This window comes from Pseudomonas sp. PD9R, assembly GCF_019200975.1.
Classification (GTDB): Bacteria; Pseudomonadota; Gammaproteobacteria; order Pseudomonadales; family Pseudomonadaceae; genus Aquipseudomonas.
In genome coordinates this window covers 49,962-67,423 of record NZ_JAHTMR010000014.1, presented here as the reverse complement: position 1 = coordinate 67,423, position 17,462 = coordinate 49,962, and the positions used below count along the sequence as shown (strand labels likewise).

The window sequence follows — 17,462 nt, the reverse complement described above, 5'->3', positions numbered from 1 at the left end:
TGCAGCTCCCACACCGACCCCATATAGGAGCTGTCGAGTAAAACGAGGCTGCGATCTTTTTCCAAGCCGCGTCGCAATCAGCTGGCCGTGGCCAACAACAAATCCACCACAGAACGGCTGTGCCCACGATTCTTGCCATGGTCATACAGCGACCCGGCAATTTCATCGGCGCGAATCGGCAGGATCGACAGCAAGGTGTCGCTCAAGCCATGGCTGGCCTGGCAGAAGCCCTGCATGTAGATGCCGGCCTTGCAGCGCTCGTCGGTGATCAGTTTGTAGTTGCGATCGACCTCGAAATCACCCAGGTACTGTTCCAGCGGTGCCAGTAGCTTGCGGTGCATCTGCCGTTCGTAACCGGTGGCCAGCACCACGGCGTCGTAATGACGAACCGCGACTTCGCCGGTGGCATTGTTGCGCAGCGCCAGTTCGATACCGCGTTCGGTGGCGGTGGCCTTTTCAATCGTGGTCAGGGTACGGAACGCGTGCCGGGCAATGCCGGAGACTTTCTGACGGTAGAAAATGCCGTAGATGCGTTCGATCAGGTCGATGTCCACCACCGAATAGTTGGTGTTGTGGTACTCGTTGACCAGACGTTCGCGCTCGCTGCTTTGCTGCTGGAACACCAGGTCAGTGAACTCCGGCGAGAACACTTCGTTGACGAAAGGGCTGTCGTCGGCCGGTTTCAGTGCCGAACCGCGCAAGATCATGTCCACTTGCACCGAAGGGAAACTGTCGTTCAGGTCGATGAACGCTTCCGCCGCGCTCTGTCCGCCGCCGATGATCGCGATGCTCATCGGCTGGTTATTCACGCACGGCTGCTTGGCCATTTGCGCCAGGTACTGCGAGTGGTGGAACACCCGGCTGTCATCTTTCAGAGCCTTGAAGGCTTCTGGAATACGCGGGGTGCCGCCGGCGCTGACCACCACTGAACGGGTGGTGCGCACGTGCTGGTGACCGGTGGAATCGCGCGAAATCACGCGCAAGGCTTCAACCTGATGGTTGTGCAGCACCGGCTCGATGGTCAGCACTTCTTCGCCGTAACGGCTCTGTTTTTCGAACTTCCCGGCCACCCAGCGCAGGTAGTCGTTGTACTCCATGCGGCACGGATAGAAGGTGCCGAGGTTGATGAAGTCCACGAGGCGACCGTGGGCCTTGAGGTAGTTAACGAACGAGTAAGGGCTGGTCGGATTGCGCAGGGTCACCAGGTCCTTGAGGAAGGAAATCTGCAACTCGCTCTGGGTCACCAGTGTGTTGCCGTGCCAGCGATAGTCCGCTTGCTTGTCGAGAAACAGCACATCCAGCTCACCCTGGGTCGGCCCGCGCTCTTGCAGCGCAATGGCCAGCGCCAGGTTGGAAGGGCCGAAACCGACGCCGATCAGGTCGTGAACGATGGGCGATGCAATTGCCTGTGTCATTTCCAGTGTCCTCTGGATGAACCCCTCAACGGCGGGGAGATAAACCTGAGTGACCTGACCGGCCTTGAGTAGGACAGCAGATCGTCTGTTGAAGGGAACGAGGACAATGAAACAAAATTTAATACTGTTTTTTTATCAATCAGGGCGGATCAATGCGCATCCCAATGCAGCATCCGCTGGCGGCAATGCTTCATCGCATTGACGATGTGCTTCTCCACCAGCGCCCGGGAAATGCCCAGGTGCTCGGCAATTTCCGGGTGCGACAGCCCTTCGATCTTGCGCAGCAGGAAACTCTCGCGGCACAGCCGGGGCAGTTCCGCCAGGGCGCGCTGGAGCATGTCCAGGCGCTGGCCGTGATCGAGGCTATTGAGGGGAGATGGGCTGAAGTAGCGCTCTTCGTTGTCGAGCACGTCGAGCGACTCGACCTGACGCAAGGCATTGCGCCGATGATCGTCGATCACCAGATTCAGTGCGGTGCGATAAAGGAATGCCCGGGGCTGCTCGATCGGCGTGTCGCTGGAGCGCTCCAGCACGCGCAGATAAGCGTCATGCACCACATCTTCGGCGACCTGACGGTTGCCGAGCTTGGCGTTCAGGAAACACACCAGCTCCCGATAGTAGTTTTCCAACATGACTCCCGTCCGCACGGGTGCGGTTTCTGTCCTTGAGCCAACGTTTCGGCCAAAAAAACGGCAGTGGCACGATAGTGGCAATTGAGGTGCGTAATTTATAGTAATTCTCATATAGATTTAAAGCGTTGCTTTGTATTGCCCGACAAATAGTCAACTGTAGGAGCTGCCGAAGGCTGCGATCTTTTGATCTTGATCTTGATCTTGATCTTGATCTTGATGTTGATCTTGATATTGATATTGAAAAAATCAAAAGATCGCAGCCTCGTTTCACTCGACAGCTCCTACACAGCTCCTACACGGCTCCTTCATAGCTTCTACATAGCTTCTACAGGTGTTACGCCGTGTGTCCGGGGCTAAATTCTGCGGGGCTTTCATCGTTTACAGGACAGCTTCCCGTCGCTGTACGACGGGCCTATACCCTTTGGCCGGAACCCTGCATGAAACGTCCCCGTCAGACCCGACGCGCCCTGCTTGTTGCACTCAGCCTGATTCCCGTTATCGCCGTCGCCGCCTGGCAGTTCAATGCACCCGGCCGCGACCAGTTCGCCACGGTGCAGGTCAGCCGTGCTGATATAGAAAGCAGTGTCACGGCGCTCGGCACCCTGCAACCGCGACGTTATGTCGACGTCGGCGCCCAGGCGTCCGGGCAGATCCACAAGATTCATGTGGAAGTCGGCGATGTGGTGAAGGAAGGCCAGTTGCTGGTGGAAATCGATCCCTCCACGCAACAGGCCAAACTCGACGCCGGGCGTTTCTCCATCGAAAACCTCAAGGCGCAGCTGCAGGAGCAACGCGCGCAACACGACCTCGCCCGGCAGAAATTCCAGCGCCAACAGAACCTCGCGGCCGGTGGTGCGACCCGCGAAGAAGACGTGCAGACCGCCCAGGCCGAGCTACGCGCCACCCAGGCGCGCATCGACATGTTCCAGGCGCAGATCCGCCAGGCCCAGGCCAGCTTGCGCAGCGATCAGGCCGAACTGGGTTACACGCGCATTTATGCGCCGATGTCCGGCACCGTCGTTGCGCTCGACGCCCGTGAAGGCCAGACCCTCAATGCCCAGCAACAGACACCACTGATTTTGCGCATCGCCAAACTGTCGCCAATGACCGTTTGGGCCGAGGTCTCCGAGGCCGACATCGGTCACGTCAAACCCGGCATGAATGCCTGGTTCACCACCCTCAGCGGCGGCACCCGGCGCTGGAAAAGCACCGTGCGGCAGATTCTGCCGGTGCCGCCCAAGCCGTTGGACCAAACCAGCCAGGGCGGCGGCAGCCCCGCCAGTACCAGCAAAAGCGGCAGCGCCCGGGTGGTGCTGTACACCGTGCTGCTGGATGTCGATAACACCGACAACGCACTGATGGCGGAAATGACCACCCAGGTATTTTTCGTCGCCGATGAAGCGAAGGACGTGTTGACCGCCCCCATCGCCGCCCTGCAAGCCGGTGCACAAGCGGACCGCCAGACTGCGCAAGTGGTCGCGAAAAACGGCAGCATCGAACAACGCAACGTCCGCACCGGCATCAGTGATCGCTTGCGGGTGCAGATTCTCGACGGCTTGCAGGAAGGCGATCACCTGTTGATCGGCCCGGCCGACGGGAGTGGCGGCTGAATGCAGACGCCCCTGATTGACCTGCAAGCCATCCGCAAAGCCTACGGCGGAGGCGACGCCCCCGAAGTTCACGTGTTGCGCGGCATCGACTTGTCGATCCATGCCGGCGAGTTCGTGGCGATTGTCGGTGCCTCCGGTTCCGGCAAATCGACGCTGATGAACATCCTCGGCTGCCTCGACCGCCCGACGTCGGGTGAATACCGCTTCGCCGGGGAAAACGTCGCCGCCCTCGACACCGACGAACTGGCGTGGCTGCGCCGCGAAGCCTTCGGTTTTGTGTTTCAGGGCTACCACCTGATCCCGTCCGGTTCAGCCCAGGAAAACGTCGAGATGCCGGCGATCTACGCAGGTACACCGGCCGCCGAGCGCCACGCTCGCGCCGCCGCCCTGCTCGACCGCCTCGGGCTGGCCACGCGCACCGGCAATCGTCCACACCAGCTCTCCGGCGGCCAGCAGCAACGCGTGTCCATCGCCCGCGCCTTGATGAACGGCGGCCACATCATCCTCGCCGACGAACCTACTGGCGCCCTCGATAGCCACAGCGGCGCCGAAGTGATGACCCTGCTGGACGAGCTGGCGAGCCAGGGCCACGTCGTCATCCTGATCACCCACGACCGCGAAGTGGCGGCGCGGGCCAAACGCATCATCGAAATTCGTGACGGCCTGATCATCAGCGACAGCGCTCGTGACAACCCCACCGCGCAGAATACGGCCAACCCCGGTGCCTTGCAGGCCGTCGATTTGCGCAAGCGCCTGAGCGAAGGCGCGCAAGCCACCGGTGCCTGGAAAGGCGAACTGCTGGATGCCGTGCAAGCGGCGTGGCGGGTGATGTGGATCAACAAGTTCCGCACCGCGCTGACCCTGCTCGGGATCATCATCGGCGTTGCATCAGTGGTGGTGATGCTGGCCGTCGGTGAGGGCAGTAAGCGCCAGGTCATGGCACAAATGGGCGCGTTCGGCTCCAACATCATTTACCTCAGCGGCTCGTCGCCCAACCCGCGAACACCGCTGGGTATCATCACCCTGGACGAAGTCAAAGCCGTCGCAAGCCTGCCCCAAGTAATGCGAATCATGCCGGTCAACGGTCAGGAAGCCGGGGTGCGTTTTGGCAACCTCGACCACCTGAGCTACGTCGGCGGCAACGACACCAACTTCCCGGCGATCTTCAACTGGCCGGTGGTGGAAGGCAGCTACTTCACCGAAGCCGACGAGCAAAACGCCGCTGCCGTCGCGGTGATCGGCCACAAGGTCCGCACCAAGTTGCTCAAGGACGTGGCCAACCCCATCGGGCAATACATCCTGATCGAAAACGTGCCATTTCAGGTGGTCGGTGTGCTCGCGGAAAAAGGCGCCAGCTCCGGCGATTCCGACAGCGACAACCGCATCGCCATCCCCTACTCCGCCGCCAGCGTGCGCTTGTTCGGCACCCACAACCCCGAGTACATCGCTATCGCTGCCGCTGATGCGCGCAAGGTCAAGGACACGGAAAAAGCCATCGAGCAACTGATGCTGCGCCTGCACAACGGCAAAAAGGATTTCGAGCTGACCAACAACGCCGCGATGATCCAGGCTGAAGCGCGCACACAAAATACCTTGTCGCTGATGCTCGGTTCGATTGCTGCGATTTCGCTGCTGGTGGGCGGCATCGGCGTGATGAACATCATGCTCATGACCGTGCGCGAGCGTACCCGCGAGATCGGCATCCGCATGGCCACCGGTGCACGGCAACGGGACATCCTGCGTCAGTTCCTTACCGAGGCGGTGATGCTCTCGGTGGTCGGCGGGCTCGCCGGGATTGCCCTGGCACTGATGGTCGGCGGCGTGTTGATCCTCAGCGAAGTCGCCGTCGCATTCTCCTTGATAGCGGTGCTGGGCGCCTTCGGTTGTGCGCTGGTCACCGGTGTTGTCTTCGGCTTCATGCCGGCCCGCAAAGCTGCCCGTCTCGACCCGGTCACGGCCCTTACCAGTGAATGATCTTTCGATGAAGCCGCCACTCAGTCTATTGACCCTTTGTTTGTTGCTCGCGGGTTGCGGCAGCCCTGCCCCGCGCCCGGACAGCGGCCTTCAATCGCCCGCCGCGTGGCAATCGCCACCCAGTGAACAAGCCAGCCACAGCAACCTGCAATGGTGGACCCGGTTCGGTAGTCCGCAACTGGATCGCCTGATCGAACAGGCCCGGGTTGGCAGTTACGACCTGGCCGCCGCCGTTGCCCGAGTGCGCCAGGCACAGGCAGAAACCGTCGTCGCCAGCGGCTCATTGCTGCCAGAGGTCAAGGCCGCCGCCAACGCCAATCGGCAGAAACTGCTGCGCGGCAACGGCTACAGCCAACTGGACGCCGACAACAGCAACAAGGCCGTGGATTACTTCGACGCCAACCTCAGCGCCAGTTATGAAATTGATTTCTGGGGTGGCAAGCAGGCCTCCCGCGACAGTGCGCAGTTCGGATTGCAGGCCAGCGAGTTCGATCAGGCGACGGTGGAGCTGACGTTGCTCAGCAGCGTTGCCAACACTTATGCGCAAGCTTTGTCATTGCAGGAACAGAGCCGCATTGCCGGATTGAATCTGGCGAATGCGCAGAGCGTTTTGAAACTGGTGCAGACCCGATTCGACGCAGGCTCGGCGACAGCCCTCGAACTGGCCCAGCAAAAAAGCCTGGTGGCGGCCCAGCAACGGCAATTGCCGCTGGTGCTGCAACAGGCCAAGGACGCGCAGATCAGCCTCGCCGCCCTGCTCGGTCGGCCGGTGCAGGAGCTGTTTCTAGGCCAGGAGCATTTTGATCAACTGTCATGGCCGGCCATCGACGCCGGTGTGCCCAGCCAATTACTCAGCCGTCGCCCGGACATTGCCCGCGCCGAAGCGCAACTGGCCGCTGCCCAGGCCGACGTCACCGTCGCCCGCGCCGCCATGTTGCCGAGCGTGACCCTGAGCGCGGACATCGGTTCCGGTGCCGACCGCGCCGGTGACATTTTGCGCAGCCCGTTCTACAACCTCACCGCCGGCCTGCTTGCGCCGGTGTTCAACAACGGTCGCCTGGGTGCCGAACGCGACAAGGCCACGGCCCGTCAGGAGGAACTGCTGGAAATCTATCGCGGTGCCATCATCAACGGCTTCGCCGACGTGGAAAAAGCGCTGAACAGCATTCGCGGGCTGGACGCACAACGGCAATGGCAAGGTGAAGAACTGAGCCAGGCGCAAACCGCGTTCAACATCGCGCAAAGCCGTTATCAGGCCGGTGCCGAAGATTTGCTGACGGTGCTGGAAACCCAGCGCACGCTCTATGCGGCGCAGGATCTGAATGTGCAACTGCGGTTGTCGCGGTTGCAGGCGAGTATTGCGTTGTACAAGGCGTTGGGTGGTGGTTGGCAGACGTTGTAATTGCGGCGTTTGATAGACCGCTTTCGCGAGCAGGCTCACTCCCACAGGGTTTTGCGTTAGCCGCAGGACTCGGGCATGACACATAACCTGTGGGAGCGAGCCTGCTCGCGATTGAACGCGGTTTCAAACCTGACTTTGCTTGGCCTTCAAATGCCGCGCATACCACGGCCGCTGCGGCACTTTGCGCAACAGATCCTTCAGCTTCTTCTCGTCCTCGCCAAAGGTAATCCGCAGCGCCAGCTTCATGGTTTCCGGGTCCATTTCCACTGATTTGCCAGCCTGTAACCCCGGCGTTGTGCTGCAACCATGGGTACTCGGGCCGAGCCATGGGTCATCCACTTCGACCCAGCGACCCGGTGCAAACCAATGCACGCCGTTGACTTCCAGCCGACTGACCTCCCCCGGATGAAAACGCTCATGGGCGCGGAACCAGTCTTCCAGGCGATCGTCGATCCAGCCGTGAAAATGCCAGAACAACGGGTTTACATGGGACGAAAACGGATCGCCGAGAAAGTCGTTTTCCGGCGCAAACCAGCGCGCGGCAAAGTCTGATGGGTCGCGGGCAAATGGCACCGGCTGACCGTTGGACGGATCACGCGGCACCGAGGCCCAGCGCATGTGCAGCCAATCGTGCAATCCCAGTTCCACTTCCGAGCCGAACTGCCCCAGGCTCAACTTCGACAGGTAGCGCGGGTCGCGATACTGCGATTCCCAAACCTGGAAGTTGCTGTGATAAGTCTCGGCTGTCTTGATGTCGCTGACCCACTTCGAGTATTCGGCATCGTCGTCGGCCAGCCAGGTCGGGGGCAACGCCGTGCCGTCATGGTTATCGAAATAGTTGGCGAAGCCGATACGATCGCGGGCCAGTTCTGGTTGCGGCAACGGGAACTGCGTCCACGACGGCAAGTCCTGAAGCGAACGCGCCGTGCCAAGCATGTGCCGGTGCATGAAGAAAAAATCCACACCCGAGCCGTTGCGATCCTTGCGTGCACCACGGGCGTCACGCTCTTTGTCTCGCGGGCCAGGCTGCCAGCCAATGCCGCGCAAGGCATTGCGCTTGTCTTCCGGCAAGGTGTGCCACTTGTCCCGGGACGCATGCCAGAGCTGGTGAAACAGCCGATGCTCAGGTGACACCAGCCAGGCCAACAGCGGCGGGTTCAGGCCGGCGCGCTCGCGGGCCTCGGGGAATACCCGTTTGACGGCGATGAAGCGATTGTCCTGGGCGCTCATCATCAACGGTCGATCCAGGTTCAATACTCGCCCACTGAGCGTACCGCTGCCGGCGTTGCCAAACCCGGCCCAGACTTCATCCAGCGCCATGCTGAATTCGTAATCCGGCGTACCGTTGGCGCTGAGCAGTCGCCAACTCAGCTGCGCCGGTTTGGCACCGGCCAGATCGCCCAGCACCCGGTAACGCGGGGCATCGTTCGAGCGCAACCGTTCGGCGGTATCGACAAAACCGACCAGGCCGCGACCTTTCTGGCCAATGTCGAGAAACACCTCCAGCCCATCCGGCGGCAGGCCTTCAAGCCCCGCATCACGCCCTTGGAACCGTATCTGCCAGACACCGCGCAAGGTGTCCGCCAACCGTTGACCGGCGACATCCGCCACGTCGAACGAAGCCTCGCCGGGGGTGACCGTGGGGTCCGGTTTCGTCCATTCGCGATGCCCATAAAAAGCCGCAGGCACGGCAGCGCCGGTCAGCGCCAGGCCCGCCATGAACCATCGTCGAGAAATCGTCATTGCCCTACCTGTGTCAGCCATGAAGCAGGCTTTATCCAAGCTAGAACGTTTGTTGCCCTCGAAAATTTATGGTGAGCCTAAAAGATCGCAGCCTCGTTTCACTCGACAGCTCCTACAGGGGATTGCGTTCCATGTAGGAGCTGTCGAGTGAAACGAGGCTGCGATCTTTTAGAGACAACCTAAATTCCAAGACCAGCCACTCGTTCTTCCCAGATATGAAAGGCCCCTGCGCCTGTACCGGGGCGGCACACCTGACTGAGACGGCAATGACAAAACCACGTTCGAAAAAGGCTCTTTTCATCGGCCTGCCGCTGGCCCTGGCGATCAGCGCGGGAGCAGGCTTTGCGGCTTGGGATTACTGGTTCAAGGACAACCCCGGCTACCCGGCCAAGGTGATGAAACAGGCGGATGAACTGCACGAGCGACTTCTCTCGTTCGACAGCCACATCACTGTGCCCATGGACTTCGGCACCGCCGGTAACGAAGCCGACAAGGACGGCAGCGGCCAGTTTGACCTGGTCAAGACCGGACGCGGGCGCCTGTCCGGCGCTGCGCTGACCATCTTCGGCTGGCCGGAAATCTGGAACGGTGCCAATGCCCCGCATCGCCCCACCGCCGGGTTCGTCGACGAGGCCCGCTTCGAGCAGGAAACCCGCTACAAGATCATCAGCACGATGGTTCGCGACTACCCCCATCAGGTCGCCATCGCTTACACCCCGGACGATTTCCGTCGCCTGCACGGCGAAGGCAAGTTTGCGATTTTCATGAGCATGCTCAACGCCTACCCGCTGGGCAACGACCTCAACGCCCTCGACAAGTGGGCGGCACGCGGCATGCGCATGTTCGGCTTCAGTTATGTGGGCAATAACGCCTGGGCTGATTCGTCGCGACCGTTGCCGTTTTTCAACGATTCCCGCGACGCCCTTGGCGGTCTCTCGGACATCGGCAAACAAGCCGTGCACCGCCTCAACGACCTTGGCGTAATCATCGATGTATCGCAGATGTCGACCAAAGCGCTGGAGCAAGTGGCGCAATTGAGCCGTACACCAATGGTCGCCTCGCACTCGGCCCCACGCGGTTTGGTGGACATCCCGCGCAACCTCAGTGACCACGAAATGCAGCTGATCAAAGACAGTGGCGGCGTGGTGCAGATTGTCGGCTTCCCGACCTACATCCGCCCGTTGAGTCAGGCGACCCAGGACAAGCTCAACGCCCTGCGTGCGCGTTTTGATCTGCAACCGTTGCAGGGACTGGAAATGGCGCTGATGCCGGGCGACCCGATCATCACCGTCTGGTCCGAACAGCGTTTCGGTGAGTACGCCAGCCAGCTCTATGCGATTGTCGACGAAGAACCGAAGGCCAACCTCAAGGACTACGGCGACGCGATCGACTACGCGGTGAAGAAAATCGGCATCGATCATGTCGGCATCAGTTCCGACTTCAACGATGGTGGCGGCCTCGACGGCTGGAAGGACGTCAGCGAGGCACGCAACGTGACCGCCGAGCTGATCAGTCGCGGCTACAGCGAGGCCGACATCGGCAAACTCTGGGGCGGCAATTTCCTGCGGGTATGGGACCAGGTGCAGAAGTCTTCCAGGCCTGTGGCGAAAAACTGATCCCTATTTTTTGCATAAGCGAATCAAGCTCATGACCAACCGTCGCTCATTCCTCAAGCAGGCCGGTATTCTCGCCGCCGGCCTGCCCCTGACTGCCGCCGTGAAACTGCCGGCGATGGCCGGCAATCTGCAACAGCAGCCGCAATCCCTGCCCAAGGGTAAGTGGGCGCAGCTAAAGCAGCTGTTCAATCAGGATCCGGATTACCTGCACTTCGCCAACTTTCTGGTGACCTCGCACCCGGCGCCGGTGCGCAATGCCATCGAGATGCACCGCGCCACTATCGACCGCAACCCCGGCCGGGCCATGGACTGGGACCTGCAGGAAACCGAGAAACGCGAGCAGAACGTGCGTGTCTGGGCCGGTCGCTACCTCAACGCCAGGCCGGAACAGATCGCCCTCACCGGCAGCACCACCGAAGGCCTGGCGATGATTTATGGCGGCATTCATGTGCGCCCGGATCAGGAAATTCTGGTCAGCGAACACGAGCATTACTCCACCCATTACACCCTGGAGTATCGACAGCAACGCCAGGCCACCCAGGTGCGCAAACTCAAATTATTCGAAAACAGCCGCGATATTTCCGTGGACGAAGTGCTGGGTTCGATCGCCAGTGGCATCCGTCCCGAGACCCGTGTCCTGGGCATGACCTGGGTGCATTCGGGCAGCGGCGTGAAACTGCCGATTGGCGAAATCGGCAAACTCGTAGAAGAGCAAAACCGCAATCGTGAGGACAAGGACCGCATCCTTTATGTAGTCGATGGCGTGCACGGTTTCGGCGTCGAAGACTTCGAGTTTCCCGACATGCATTGCGACTTTTTCATCGCTGGCACCCACAAATGGATGTTCGGTCCTCGTGGCACCGGGATCATTTGTGCCCGTTCGAGTGAGCTCAAAGACGTCACGCCGATCATTCCGACCTTCAGCGAATCCACTGATTTCTCGACCATCATGACCCCCGGTGGCTATCACAGTTTCGAGCATCGCTGGGCGGCGGACGAAGCGTTCAAATTGCACCTGGACCTGGGCAAGGCCGATGTTCAGGCGCGTATCCACGCCCTCAACACCTATGCCAAGAATCGTTTGCTGGAACAGCCACAAATCGAACTGGTGACCCCGCAAAGCCCGCAACTGTCCGCCGGATTCACCTTCTTCCGGATCAAGGACAAGGACTGCGAAAAGGTCGCCAGCCAACTGATGCACAACCGCGTGGTCTGCGACTCGGTGGAACGCGACGTCGGCCCGGTGATCCGCATCGCCCCCGGCTTGCTCAACAGCGAAAACGAAATCGACCGTTTCATGGCGCAGCTGAACAAAACGGCCTGACACGCGCCCCTCTGTAGGAGCTGCCGCAGGCTGCGATCTTTTGATCTCGATCTTCTTGATACCGTGAAAGATCAAGGTCAAAAGATCGCAGCCTGCGGCAGCTCCTACAGGTTCCGTTATTGCCCCGTTTCTTTTTGATCGAGATGAGTCATGAACCGAAATCTGCTGACCGTTGGACTGACTGTACTCCTCGCCGGCCTGTTACCGGTTGCCGCCCAAGCCGCCACCCCACCGCAACCGGGCAAGGTGTTCAAGGACTGCCGCGACTGCCCGGAAATGGTTGTGCTGCCTGCCGGCACCTTCACCATGGGCACACCGGATGACGAAGTCGGTCGTGAGCCCGATGAGAGTCCGATGCACGAAGTCACCTTCGCCAAGCCATTCGCCATGAGCCGCTTCCAGGTCACCGCCGGTGAATGGGACAACTACGTGCGCGAGAGCGGCGTGACCATCGCCAATGGCGATACGCGCCCCGGCCGTGAGTGCGTCGCCAGTAAACCACGGTATCCACAGAGCCCGCGCCAACCGGCGGTGTGCATGAACTTCGATGACGTGAAGAACTACGTCGCCTGGCTGTCGAAGAAGACCGGGCAGAAATACCACATGGTCAGCGAGGCCCAGCGCGAATACGCCGCACGCGGCGGCACCAAGGGGCCGTTCCCCTTCCCGTTCGATGAGGGCAAGGAATACAGCATCGCCAAACACGCCAACACCTACGGCCCGGCGGACGGCTACAGCTACAGCTCGCCGGTGGGCAGCTACCCGCCCAACGCCTTCGGCATGTACGACATGCACGGCAATGTCTATGAGTGGGTCGAAGACTGCGAACACCCGAACTACATCGGTGCCCCCACCGATGGCAGCGCCTGGCTGGAGCCCAACTGCGAAGCCGTGCGCATTCGCGGCAACGACTGGGGTGAGGCGCCAGTATTCTCTCGCTCGGGTAACCGCAACAGCCAATACCCGCAGGAACGCGGCGACTGGATGGGCTTTCGCGTAGTGCGTGACCTCTAAGCGTCCGGAACGCTTTTCGTAGGAGCCAGGCTTGCCGGCGAAGGCGATCTCAGGGACGCCTTCGCCGGCAAGCCTGGCTCCTACAGGTCGATGCAGTTGCAGCAACCCCGCCGCCAGTCGGCGCCGCTGTAAATTAAGCCTTCGATCAGACGTTCTACTGGGTATCTGCCTTACGACCCAAGGAATTGTCCTCCATGACCCAGCCAACCCGTGGCGCCATTGGCGAATTGTTCGCCCTGTTGAAACCCTTTCGACTCATTGTCGCCGCGTCGATTTTCCTGGGCATGGTCGGCGGCCTGAGTGTCACGGTGCTGCTGGCGACCATCAACAACGCGCTGCACTCGGAAACCGGCCTGACCCAAGGCGTGGTCGCACTGTTCGCCGGCCTGTGCCTGTTGGCATTGCTCAGTTCGATCTGCTCCGACATCGGCACCAACTACGTCGGCCAGCACATCATCGCCAAGCTGCGTAAACAACTGGGTGAACAGGTCCTGTCAGCACCGATCGAACAGATCGAGCGTTATCGCAGCCACCGCCTGATTCCGGTGCTGACCCATGACGTCGACACCATCAGCGACTTCGCCTTCGCCTTCGCGCCACTGGCGATATCCGTCACCGTGACCTTGGGCTGCATGGGCTACCTGGCGATGCTGTCGTGGCCGATGTTCCTGATCATGGTCGCCGCGATCCTGATCGGCACCGCCATCCAGGCTTACGCCCAGAGCAAAGGCGTACAGGGTTTCATGGCCGCCCGTGACGCCGAAGACGAATTGCAAAAGCACTACAACGCAATCGCCGAAGGCGCCAAGGAACTGCGCATTCACCGCCCACGTCGCCAGCGCATGTTCGTCGCGGGCATCAAGGCCACCGCCGAGTTCATCTGCAACACTCAGGTGCGCTCGATCAACACGTTCGTCATCGCCAAGACTTTCGGCTCGATGCTGTTTTTCGTGGTCATCGTCCTGGCCCTGGCGCTGCAAACTTTCTGGCCGAGTGCCGACAAAACCGTGATGAGCGGTTTCGTGCTGGTGCTGCTGTACATGAAAGGCCCGCTGGAACACTTGATCAGCACCCTGCCCATCGTCAGCCGCGCGCAGATCGCGTTCCGCCGCATCGCCGAATTGTCCGAGCAGTTTTCCACCCCTGAGCCGCACCTGCTGCTCAACGATCAGGGCTACGTCAAACAAGCCGTGCACGAACTGCAATTGGCGGACGTGCGCTATGCCTTCCCGTCCGTTGACGGTGCCGCACCATTCCAGCTGGGGCCGGTCAACCTGTCGATCAAGCAGGGCGACATCACCTTCATCGTCGGCGAGAACGGCTGCGGCAAGACCACGCTGATCAAATTGCTACTGGGCCTGTACACACCGCAGCAAGGTGAGATCCGCGTCAACGGCGAGGCCATTGATGCGCAGAACCGCGACGACTATCGCCAATTGTTCACCACGGTTTTCGCCGATTACTACCTGTTCGATGACGTGGTCCAGGGCGACATGCAGATCCCGGAGGACGCCAACAAATACCTGGAGCGCCTGGAAATCGCGCACAAAGTCAGCGTCAAGGACGGCAATTTCACCACCACCGACCTCTCCACCGGCCAGCGCAAACGCCTGGCGCTGATCAATGCCTGGCTGGAAGAACGGCCGGTGCTGGTGTTCGACGAGTGGGCGGCGGACCAGGACCCGACCTTCCGCCGGATCTTCTACACCGAGCTGCTGCCGGACCTGAAGCGCCTGGGCAAGACCATCATCGTGATCTCTCACGACGACCGCTATTTCGATGTCGCCGACCAGTTGGTGCGCATGGAAAGCGGCCGGGTCGTCACCGAACTGACCCCTGCCTGACCGCTTAGGACCGAGCTGAACACAACTTTGTGGCGAGGGAGCTTGCTCCCGCTGGGTCGCGAAGCGGCCCCAAAAAAACCAGGACTGCTGCGCAGTCCAACGGGAGCAAGCTCCCTCGCCACGGGACCGCATAAAAGCCCAGTCATTCATCGTTCTGAAATTTATTTTTCCGGTTTCGCGTACTCGCCCCGTCTTAATAATCATTCCTATTAACAAAAACTCTGCACGACACTTTTTCAGGAGCACAGGTAAGTAATGCGATCTCTTCCACGCCGCACACCTCTCGCGTTGGCCGTACAGCGCCCGACCCTGCATCGAACCCTGTTGACCAGCGTTCTGCTGACCGCCACCTTGCTGGGGAGCTCGATGGCCAATGCTGCACCTGTAAAAGTAAGTATTGCAGTACAACCGCTGTCCAGCGCCTTGACCGAACTGGGCATGCAGACCAACCTGCAAATTCTCTACAGCCCGGATCAGGTGGCCGGTATCAAGTCTCGCGCGGTGTCCGGTTCGCTGGAGCCTTCGGCGGCCCTGACCGAGATGCTCAAAGGCACCGGCATTTCGTTCCAGATCAACGGCAACAGCGTAACCCTGATGTCCGGCGGTTCCTCTAGCCTGCAACTGGGCGCGACCACCATTTCTGGCCAGGCCCTGGGCCTGGTCACCGAAGACACCGGCTCCTACACCACTGGCGCGACCACCACCGCCACCAAGCTGCCGCTGACCATTCGTGAAACCCCGCAAACCGTCACCGTGATTACCCGTCAGCAGATGGACGATCAGGGCTCAAAGAGCGTGGGTGATGTGCTGCGCAATACCCCCGGTGTCTCGACGCAGAAGTACGACAGTGACCGTACCGAGTTCTCCGCCCGTGGCTTTGCCATCACTAACTTTCAGTACGACGGCGTCAACATTCCCTACGACGGTGTGTACGGTGAAAACCCGAACAACAGCGACGACGCCGCCAGCCTCGACCGCGTTGAAGTCATCAAAGGCTCGACCGGCCTGATGACCGGTGCGGGCGATCCGTCCGCCACCGTCAACCTGGTCCGCAAAAAGCCGACCAAGGAATTCAAGGCATCGGTCAGCGCCACCGCCGGCTCCTGGGACAACTACCGCACCGAAGGCGACATTTCCGGTTCGCTGACCGATTCGGGCAACGTGCGTGGCCGTTTCGTGACCGCCTACCAGGACAAAGATTCGTACATCGACCACTACAGCCAGAAGAAAGACCTGTTCTACGGCATCCTCGAAGCCGACCTGACCGACGATACCCTGCTGACCTTCGGTATCGACAAGTCCAGCGCCACCCCGCGCGGCAGCTCCTGGACCGGTAACACCGTGTACTTCGCCGACGGTGGCCGTACCGACTTCCCACGCAGTTTCAACCCGGGTGCCGACTGGAGCCGTCGTGATTTCGACAGCACCACCTACTTCGCGTCCCTGGAACAGGCACTGGCCAACGACTGGAAACTCAAGCTCAGCCTCGACCAGAAAACCACCGATCACGATACCCAACTGGCCTCGGCCAGCGGCGGCAGCCCGGATCGTGCCACCGGTGACGGGATGTTCCTTTACTGGGGTCGCTGGGAAGGTCATCGCGTGCAGAACACGGCTGACGTGAACGTGACCGGTCCATTCAGCCTGGGTGGTCGCGAGCATGAACTGGTGGCAGGTTTCATGACCTCCCACTCGCGTCAGACCGGTGCAAACTATGGCGCCCCCAACGCCGATGGCCTGGTGCCTGGCAGCATCTATGACTGGAATGGCGAACTGGCCAAACCGGAGTTTCCGAAAAACGGCAAGTACGAACGCATCCAGAGCCAGAACGGTATCTACCTGGCCACGCGCCTGCGCCCGACCGACGACTTGTCGTTCATCCTCGGCGGCCGCCTGAGTACCTTCAAGTACAACGAAGATTACACCTACAACCCGGATGCCGGCCTGACCGACAGCCACGCCAGCTACAAGGAACACGGCGTCGTCACGCCTTACGCCGGTGTGGTCTATGACCTCGACGACACCTACTCGGTCTACGCCAGCTACACCAACATCTACCAGCCACAAATCTACCGGGACGCCAGCGGCAAGACCCTGGACCCGGTTGAAGGCAACAGCTACGAGACCGGCCTGAAAGCGGCCTACTTCGAAGGCAAACTAAACGCCAGCCTGGCCTTCTTCCGCATCGAACAGGACAACGTCGCCCAGTACGTCGCCACCGACACCACGACCCTGCAGGACATCTACAAATCAACCTCCGGTGCAACCACCAAGGGCGTGGAACTGGAACTGGCCGGTGCACTGGCCGAAGGCTGGAACGTATCCGCCGGCTACACCTACGCCCGTACCCGTGACAAGGACGAGCAACGCATCTACGGTTTCCCGCTGGCCACCACCAAACCGGAACACGTTGTGCGTACGTTCACCACCTACCGCCTGCCCGGCGTACTGGACCAGGTTACCGTCGGCGGCGGCATCAGCTGGCAGAGCGCTTTCTACGGCCAGAGCACCAGCCCTACCGAAGGCGCTACCTCGCTCAAGCAAGGCGGCTACACCCTCGTGGACCTGATGAGCCGTTATCAGTTCGACGAGCACCTGAGCTTCACCGTCAATGCCAACAACGTCTTCGACAAGCATTACCTGACGGGCCTGGGCAACTTCGGCACCACCTTCGACGGCGAGCCGCGCAACCTGCAGCTCACGGCGAAATACGATTTCTAAGCACCTGACCTGAAATGAAAAATGCCCGTATCGCGAGATACGGGCATTTTTTATGGCTGTGGGATTTGTGCTGACTGTGATGACGCCATCGCGAGCAGGCTCACTCCCACATTTGACCTATGTGAACACCGATTCTGTGTCCGCCAAAGATCCCCTGTAGGAGCGAG

At 60.6% G+C, this 17,462-nt stretch carries 11 protein-coding genes; 8 read left to right on the top strand and 3 right to left on the bottom strand.

Annotation, left to right across the window (positions count from 1 at the left end; all coding sequences use genetic code 11):
- Window positions 1–77: 77 nt before the first annotated feature.
- Together KUF73_RS23610 and KUF73_RS23605 are read right to left on the bottom strand one after the other, a co-directional pair.
- A complete protein-coding gene (locus KUF73_RS23610; RefSeq protein ID WP_218440416.1) occupies window positions 78–1,415 on the bottom strand; it encodes a lysine N(6)-hydroxylase/L-ornithine N(5)-oxygenase family protein in 1,338 nt (445 codons plus the stop codon).
- Window positions 1,416–1,564: 149 nt separating this feature from the next.
- On the bottom strand, window positions 1,565–2,047 hold the full coding sequence (locus tag KUF73_RS23605; protein WP_305516114.1) for a sigma-70 family RNA polymerase sigma factor: 483 nt from the start codon (window positions 2,045–2,047) through the stop codon (window positions 1,565–1,567).
- A gap of 437 nt (window positions 2,048–2,484) precedes the next feature.
- On the opposite strand from KUF73_RS23605, the gene KUF73_RS23600 reads away from it, so the two are divergent.
- The 3 genes from KUF73_RS23600 to KUF73_RS23590 are packed head-to-tail and all read left to right on the top strand — an operon-like array spanning window position 2,485 to window position 7,033.
- On the top strand, window positions 2,485–3,657 hold the full coding sequence (locus tag KUF73_RS23600; RefSeq protein WP_218440415.1) for an efflux RND transporter periplasmic adaptor subunit: 1,173 nt from the start codon (window positions 2,485–2,487) through the stop codon (window positions 3,655–3,657).
- Complete coding sequence (locus KUF73_RS23595; protein WP_218440414.1) at window positions 3,658–5,631, top strand: MacB family efflux pump subunit; 1,974 nt, start codon at window positions 3,658–3,660, stop codon at window positions 5,629–5,631.
- 7 nt (window positions 5,632–5,638) lie between these two features.
- Window positions 5,639–7,033 carry an efflux transporter outer membrane subunit gene (locus tag KUF73_RS23590; RefSeq protein WP_218440413.1) on the top strand — a complete coding sequence of 465 codons (1,395 nt, stop codon included), beginning with the start codon at window positions 5,639–5,641 and terminating at the stop codon, window positions 7,031–7,033.
- A 123-nt stretch (window positions 7,034–7,156) separates the two neighbouring features.
- Here KUF73_RS23590 and KUF73_RS23585 read toward each other — a convergent pair whose 3' ends face one another.
- Window positions 7,157–8,776, bottom strand: coding sequence for a PvdJ/PvdD/PvdP-like protein (locus KUF73_RS23585; RefSeq protein WP_218440412.1), 1,620 nt, complete (start codon window positions 8,774–8,776; stop codon window positions 7,157–7,159).
- Between the two features lie 266 nt (window positions 8,777–9,042).
- On the opposite strand from KUF73_RS23585, the gene pvdM reads away from it, so the two are divergent.
- The 5 genes from pvdM to KUF73_RS23560 all read left to right on the top strand — a co-directional run bounded on the left by pvdM (window position 9,043) and on the right by KUF73_RS23560 (window position 17,295).
- A complete protein-coding gene (gene pvdM / locus KUF73_RS23580; protein ID WP_218440411.1) occupies window positions 9,043–10,392 on the top strand; it encodes a pyoverdine-tailoring dipeptidase-like protein PvdM in 1,350 nt (449 codons plus the stop codon).
- A 31-nt stretch (window positions 10,393–10,423) separates the two neighbouring features.
- Window positions 10,424–11,716 carry an aminotransferase class V-fold PLP-dependent enzyme gene (locus KUF73_RS23575; RefSeq protein WP_218440410.1) on the top strand — a complete coding sequence of 431 codons (1,293 nt, stop codon included), beginning with the start codon at window positions 10,424–10,426 and terminating at the stop codon, window positions 11,714–11,716.
- 150 nt (window positions 11,717–11,866) lie between these two features.
- Window positions 11,867–12,730: a formylglycine-generating enzyme family protein gene (locus tag KUF73_RS23570; protein WP_218440409.1), complete on the top strand. Its 864-nt coding sequence runs from the start codon at window positions 11,867–11,869 to the stop codon at window positions 12,728–12,730.
- A 194-nt stretch (window positions 12,731–12,924) separates the two neighbouring features.
- Window positions 12,925–14,574 (top strand): cyclic peptide export ABC transporter, encoded by a 1,650-nt coding sequence (locus KUF73_RS23565; protein WP_218440408.1) that lies wholly within the window; start codon window positions 12,925–12,927, stop codon window positions 14,572–14,574.
- Window positions 14,575–14,829: 255 nt separating this feature from the next.
- A complete protein-coding gene (locus tag KUF73_RS23560) occupies window positions 14,830–17,295 on the top strand; it encodes a TonB-dependent siderophore receptor (protein ID WP_218440407.1) in 2,466 nt (821 codons plus the stop codon).
- Window positions 17,296–17,462 lie beyond the last annotated feature (167 nt).

Coding starts and splice junctions, on each gene's coding strand:
- KUF73_RS23610 (WP_218440416.1), bottom strand. CDS start 1,415: ATGACACAGGCAATTGCATCGCCCATCGTTCACGACCTGATCGGCGTC.
- KUF73_RS23605 (WP_305516114.1), bottom strand. CDS start 2,047: ATGTTGGAAAACTACTATCGGGAGCTGGTGTGTTTCCTGAACGCCAAG.
- KUF73_RS23600 (WP_218440415.1), top strand. CDS start 2,485: ATGAAACGTCCCCGTCAGACCCGACGCGCCCTGCTTGTTGCACTCAGC.
- KUF73_RS23595 (WP_218440414.1), top strand. CDS start 3,658: ATGCAGACGCCCCTGATTGACCTGCAAGCCATCCGCAAAGCCTACGGC.
- KUF73_RS23590 (WP_218440413.1), top strand. CDS start 5,639: ATGAAGCCGCCACTCAGTCTATTGACCCTTTGTTTGTTGCTCGCGGGT.
- KUF73_RS23585 (WP_218440412.1), bottom strand. CDS start 8,776: ATGACGATTTCTCGACGATGGTTCATGGCGGGCCTGGCGCTGACCGGC.
- pvdM (WP_218440411.1), top strand. CDS start 9,043: ATGACAAAACCACGTTCGAAAAAGGCTCTTTTCATCGGCCTGCCGCTG.
- KUF73_RS23575 (WP_218440410.1), top strand. CDS start 10,424: ATGACCAACCGTCGCTCATTCCTCAAGCAGGCCGGTATTCTCGCCGCC.
- KUF73_RS23570 (WP_218440409.1), top strand. CDS start 11,867: ATGAACCGAAATCTGCTGACCGTTGGACTGACTGTACTCCTCGCCGGC.
- KUF73_RS23565 (WP_218440408.1), top strand. CDS start 12,925: ATGACCCAGCCAACCCGTGGCGCCATTGGCGAATTGTTCGCCCTGTTG.
- KUF73_RS23560 (WP_218440407.1), top strand. CDS start 14,830: ATGCGATCTCTTCCACGCCGCACACCTCTCGCGTTGGCCGTACAGCGC.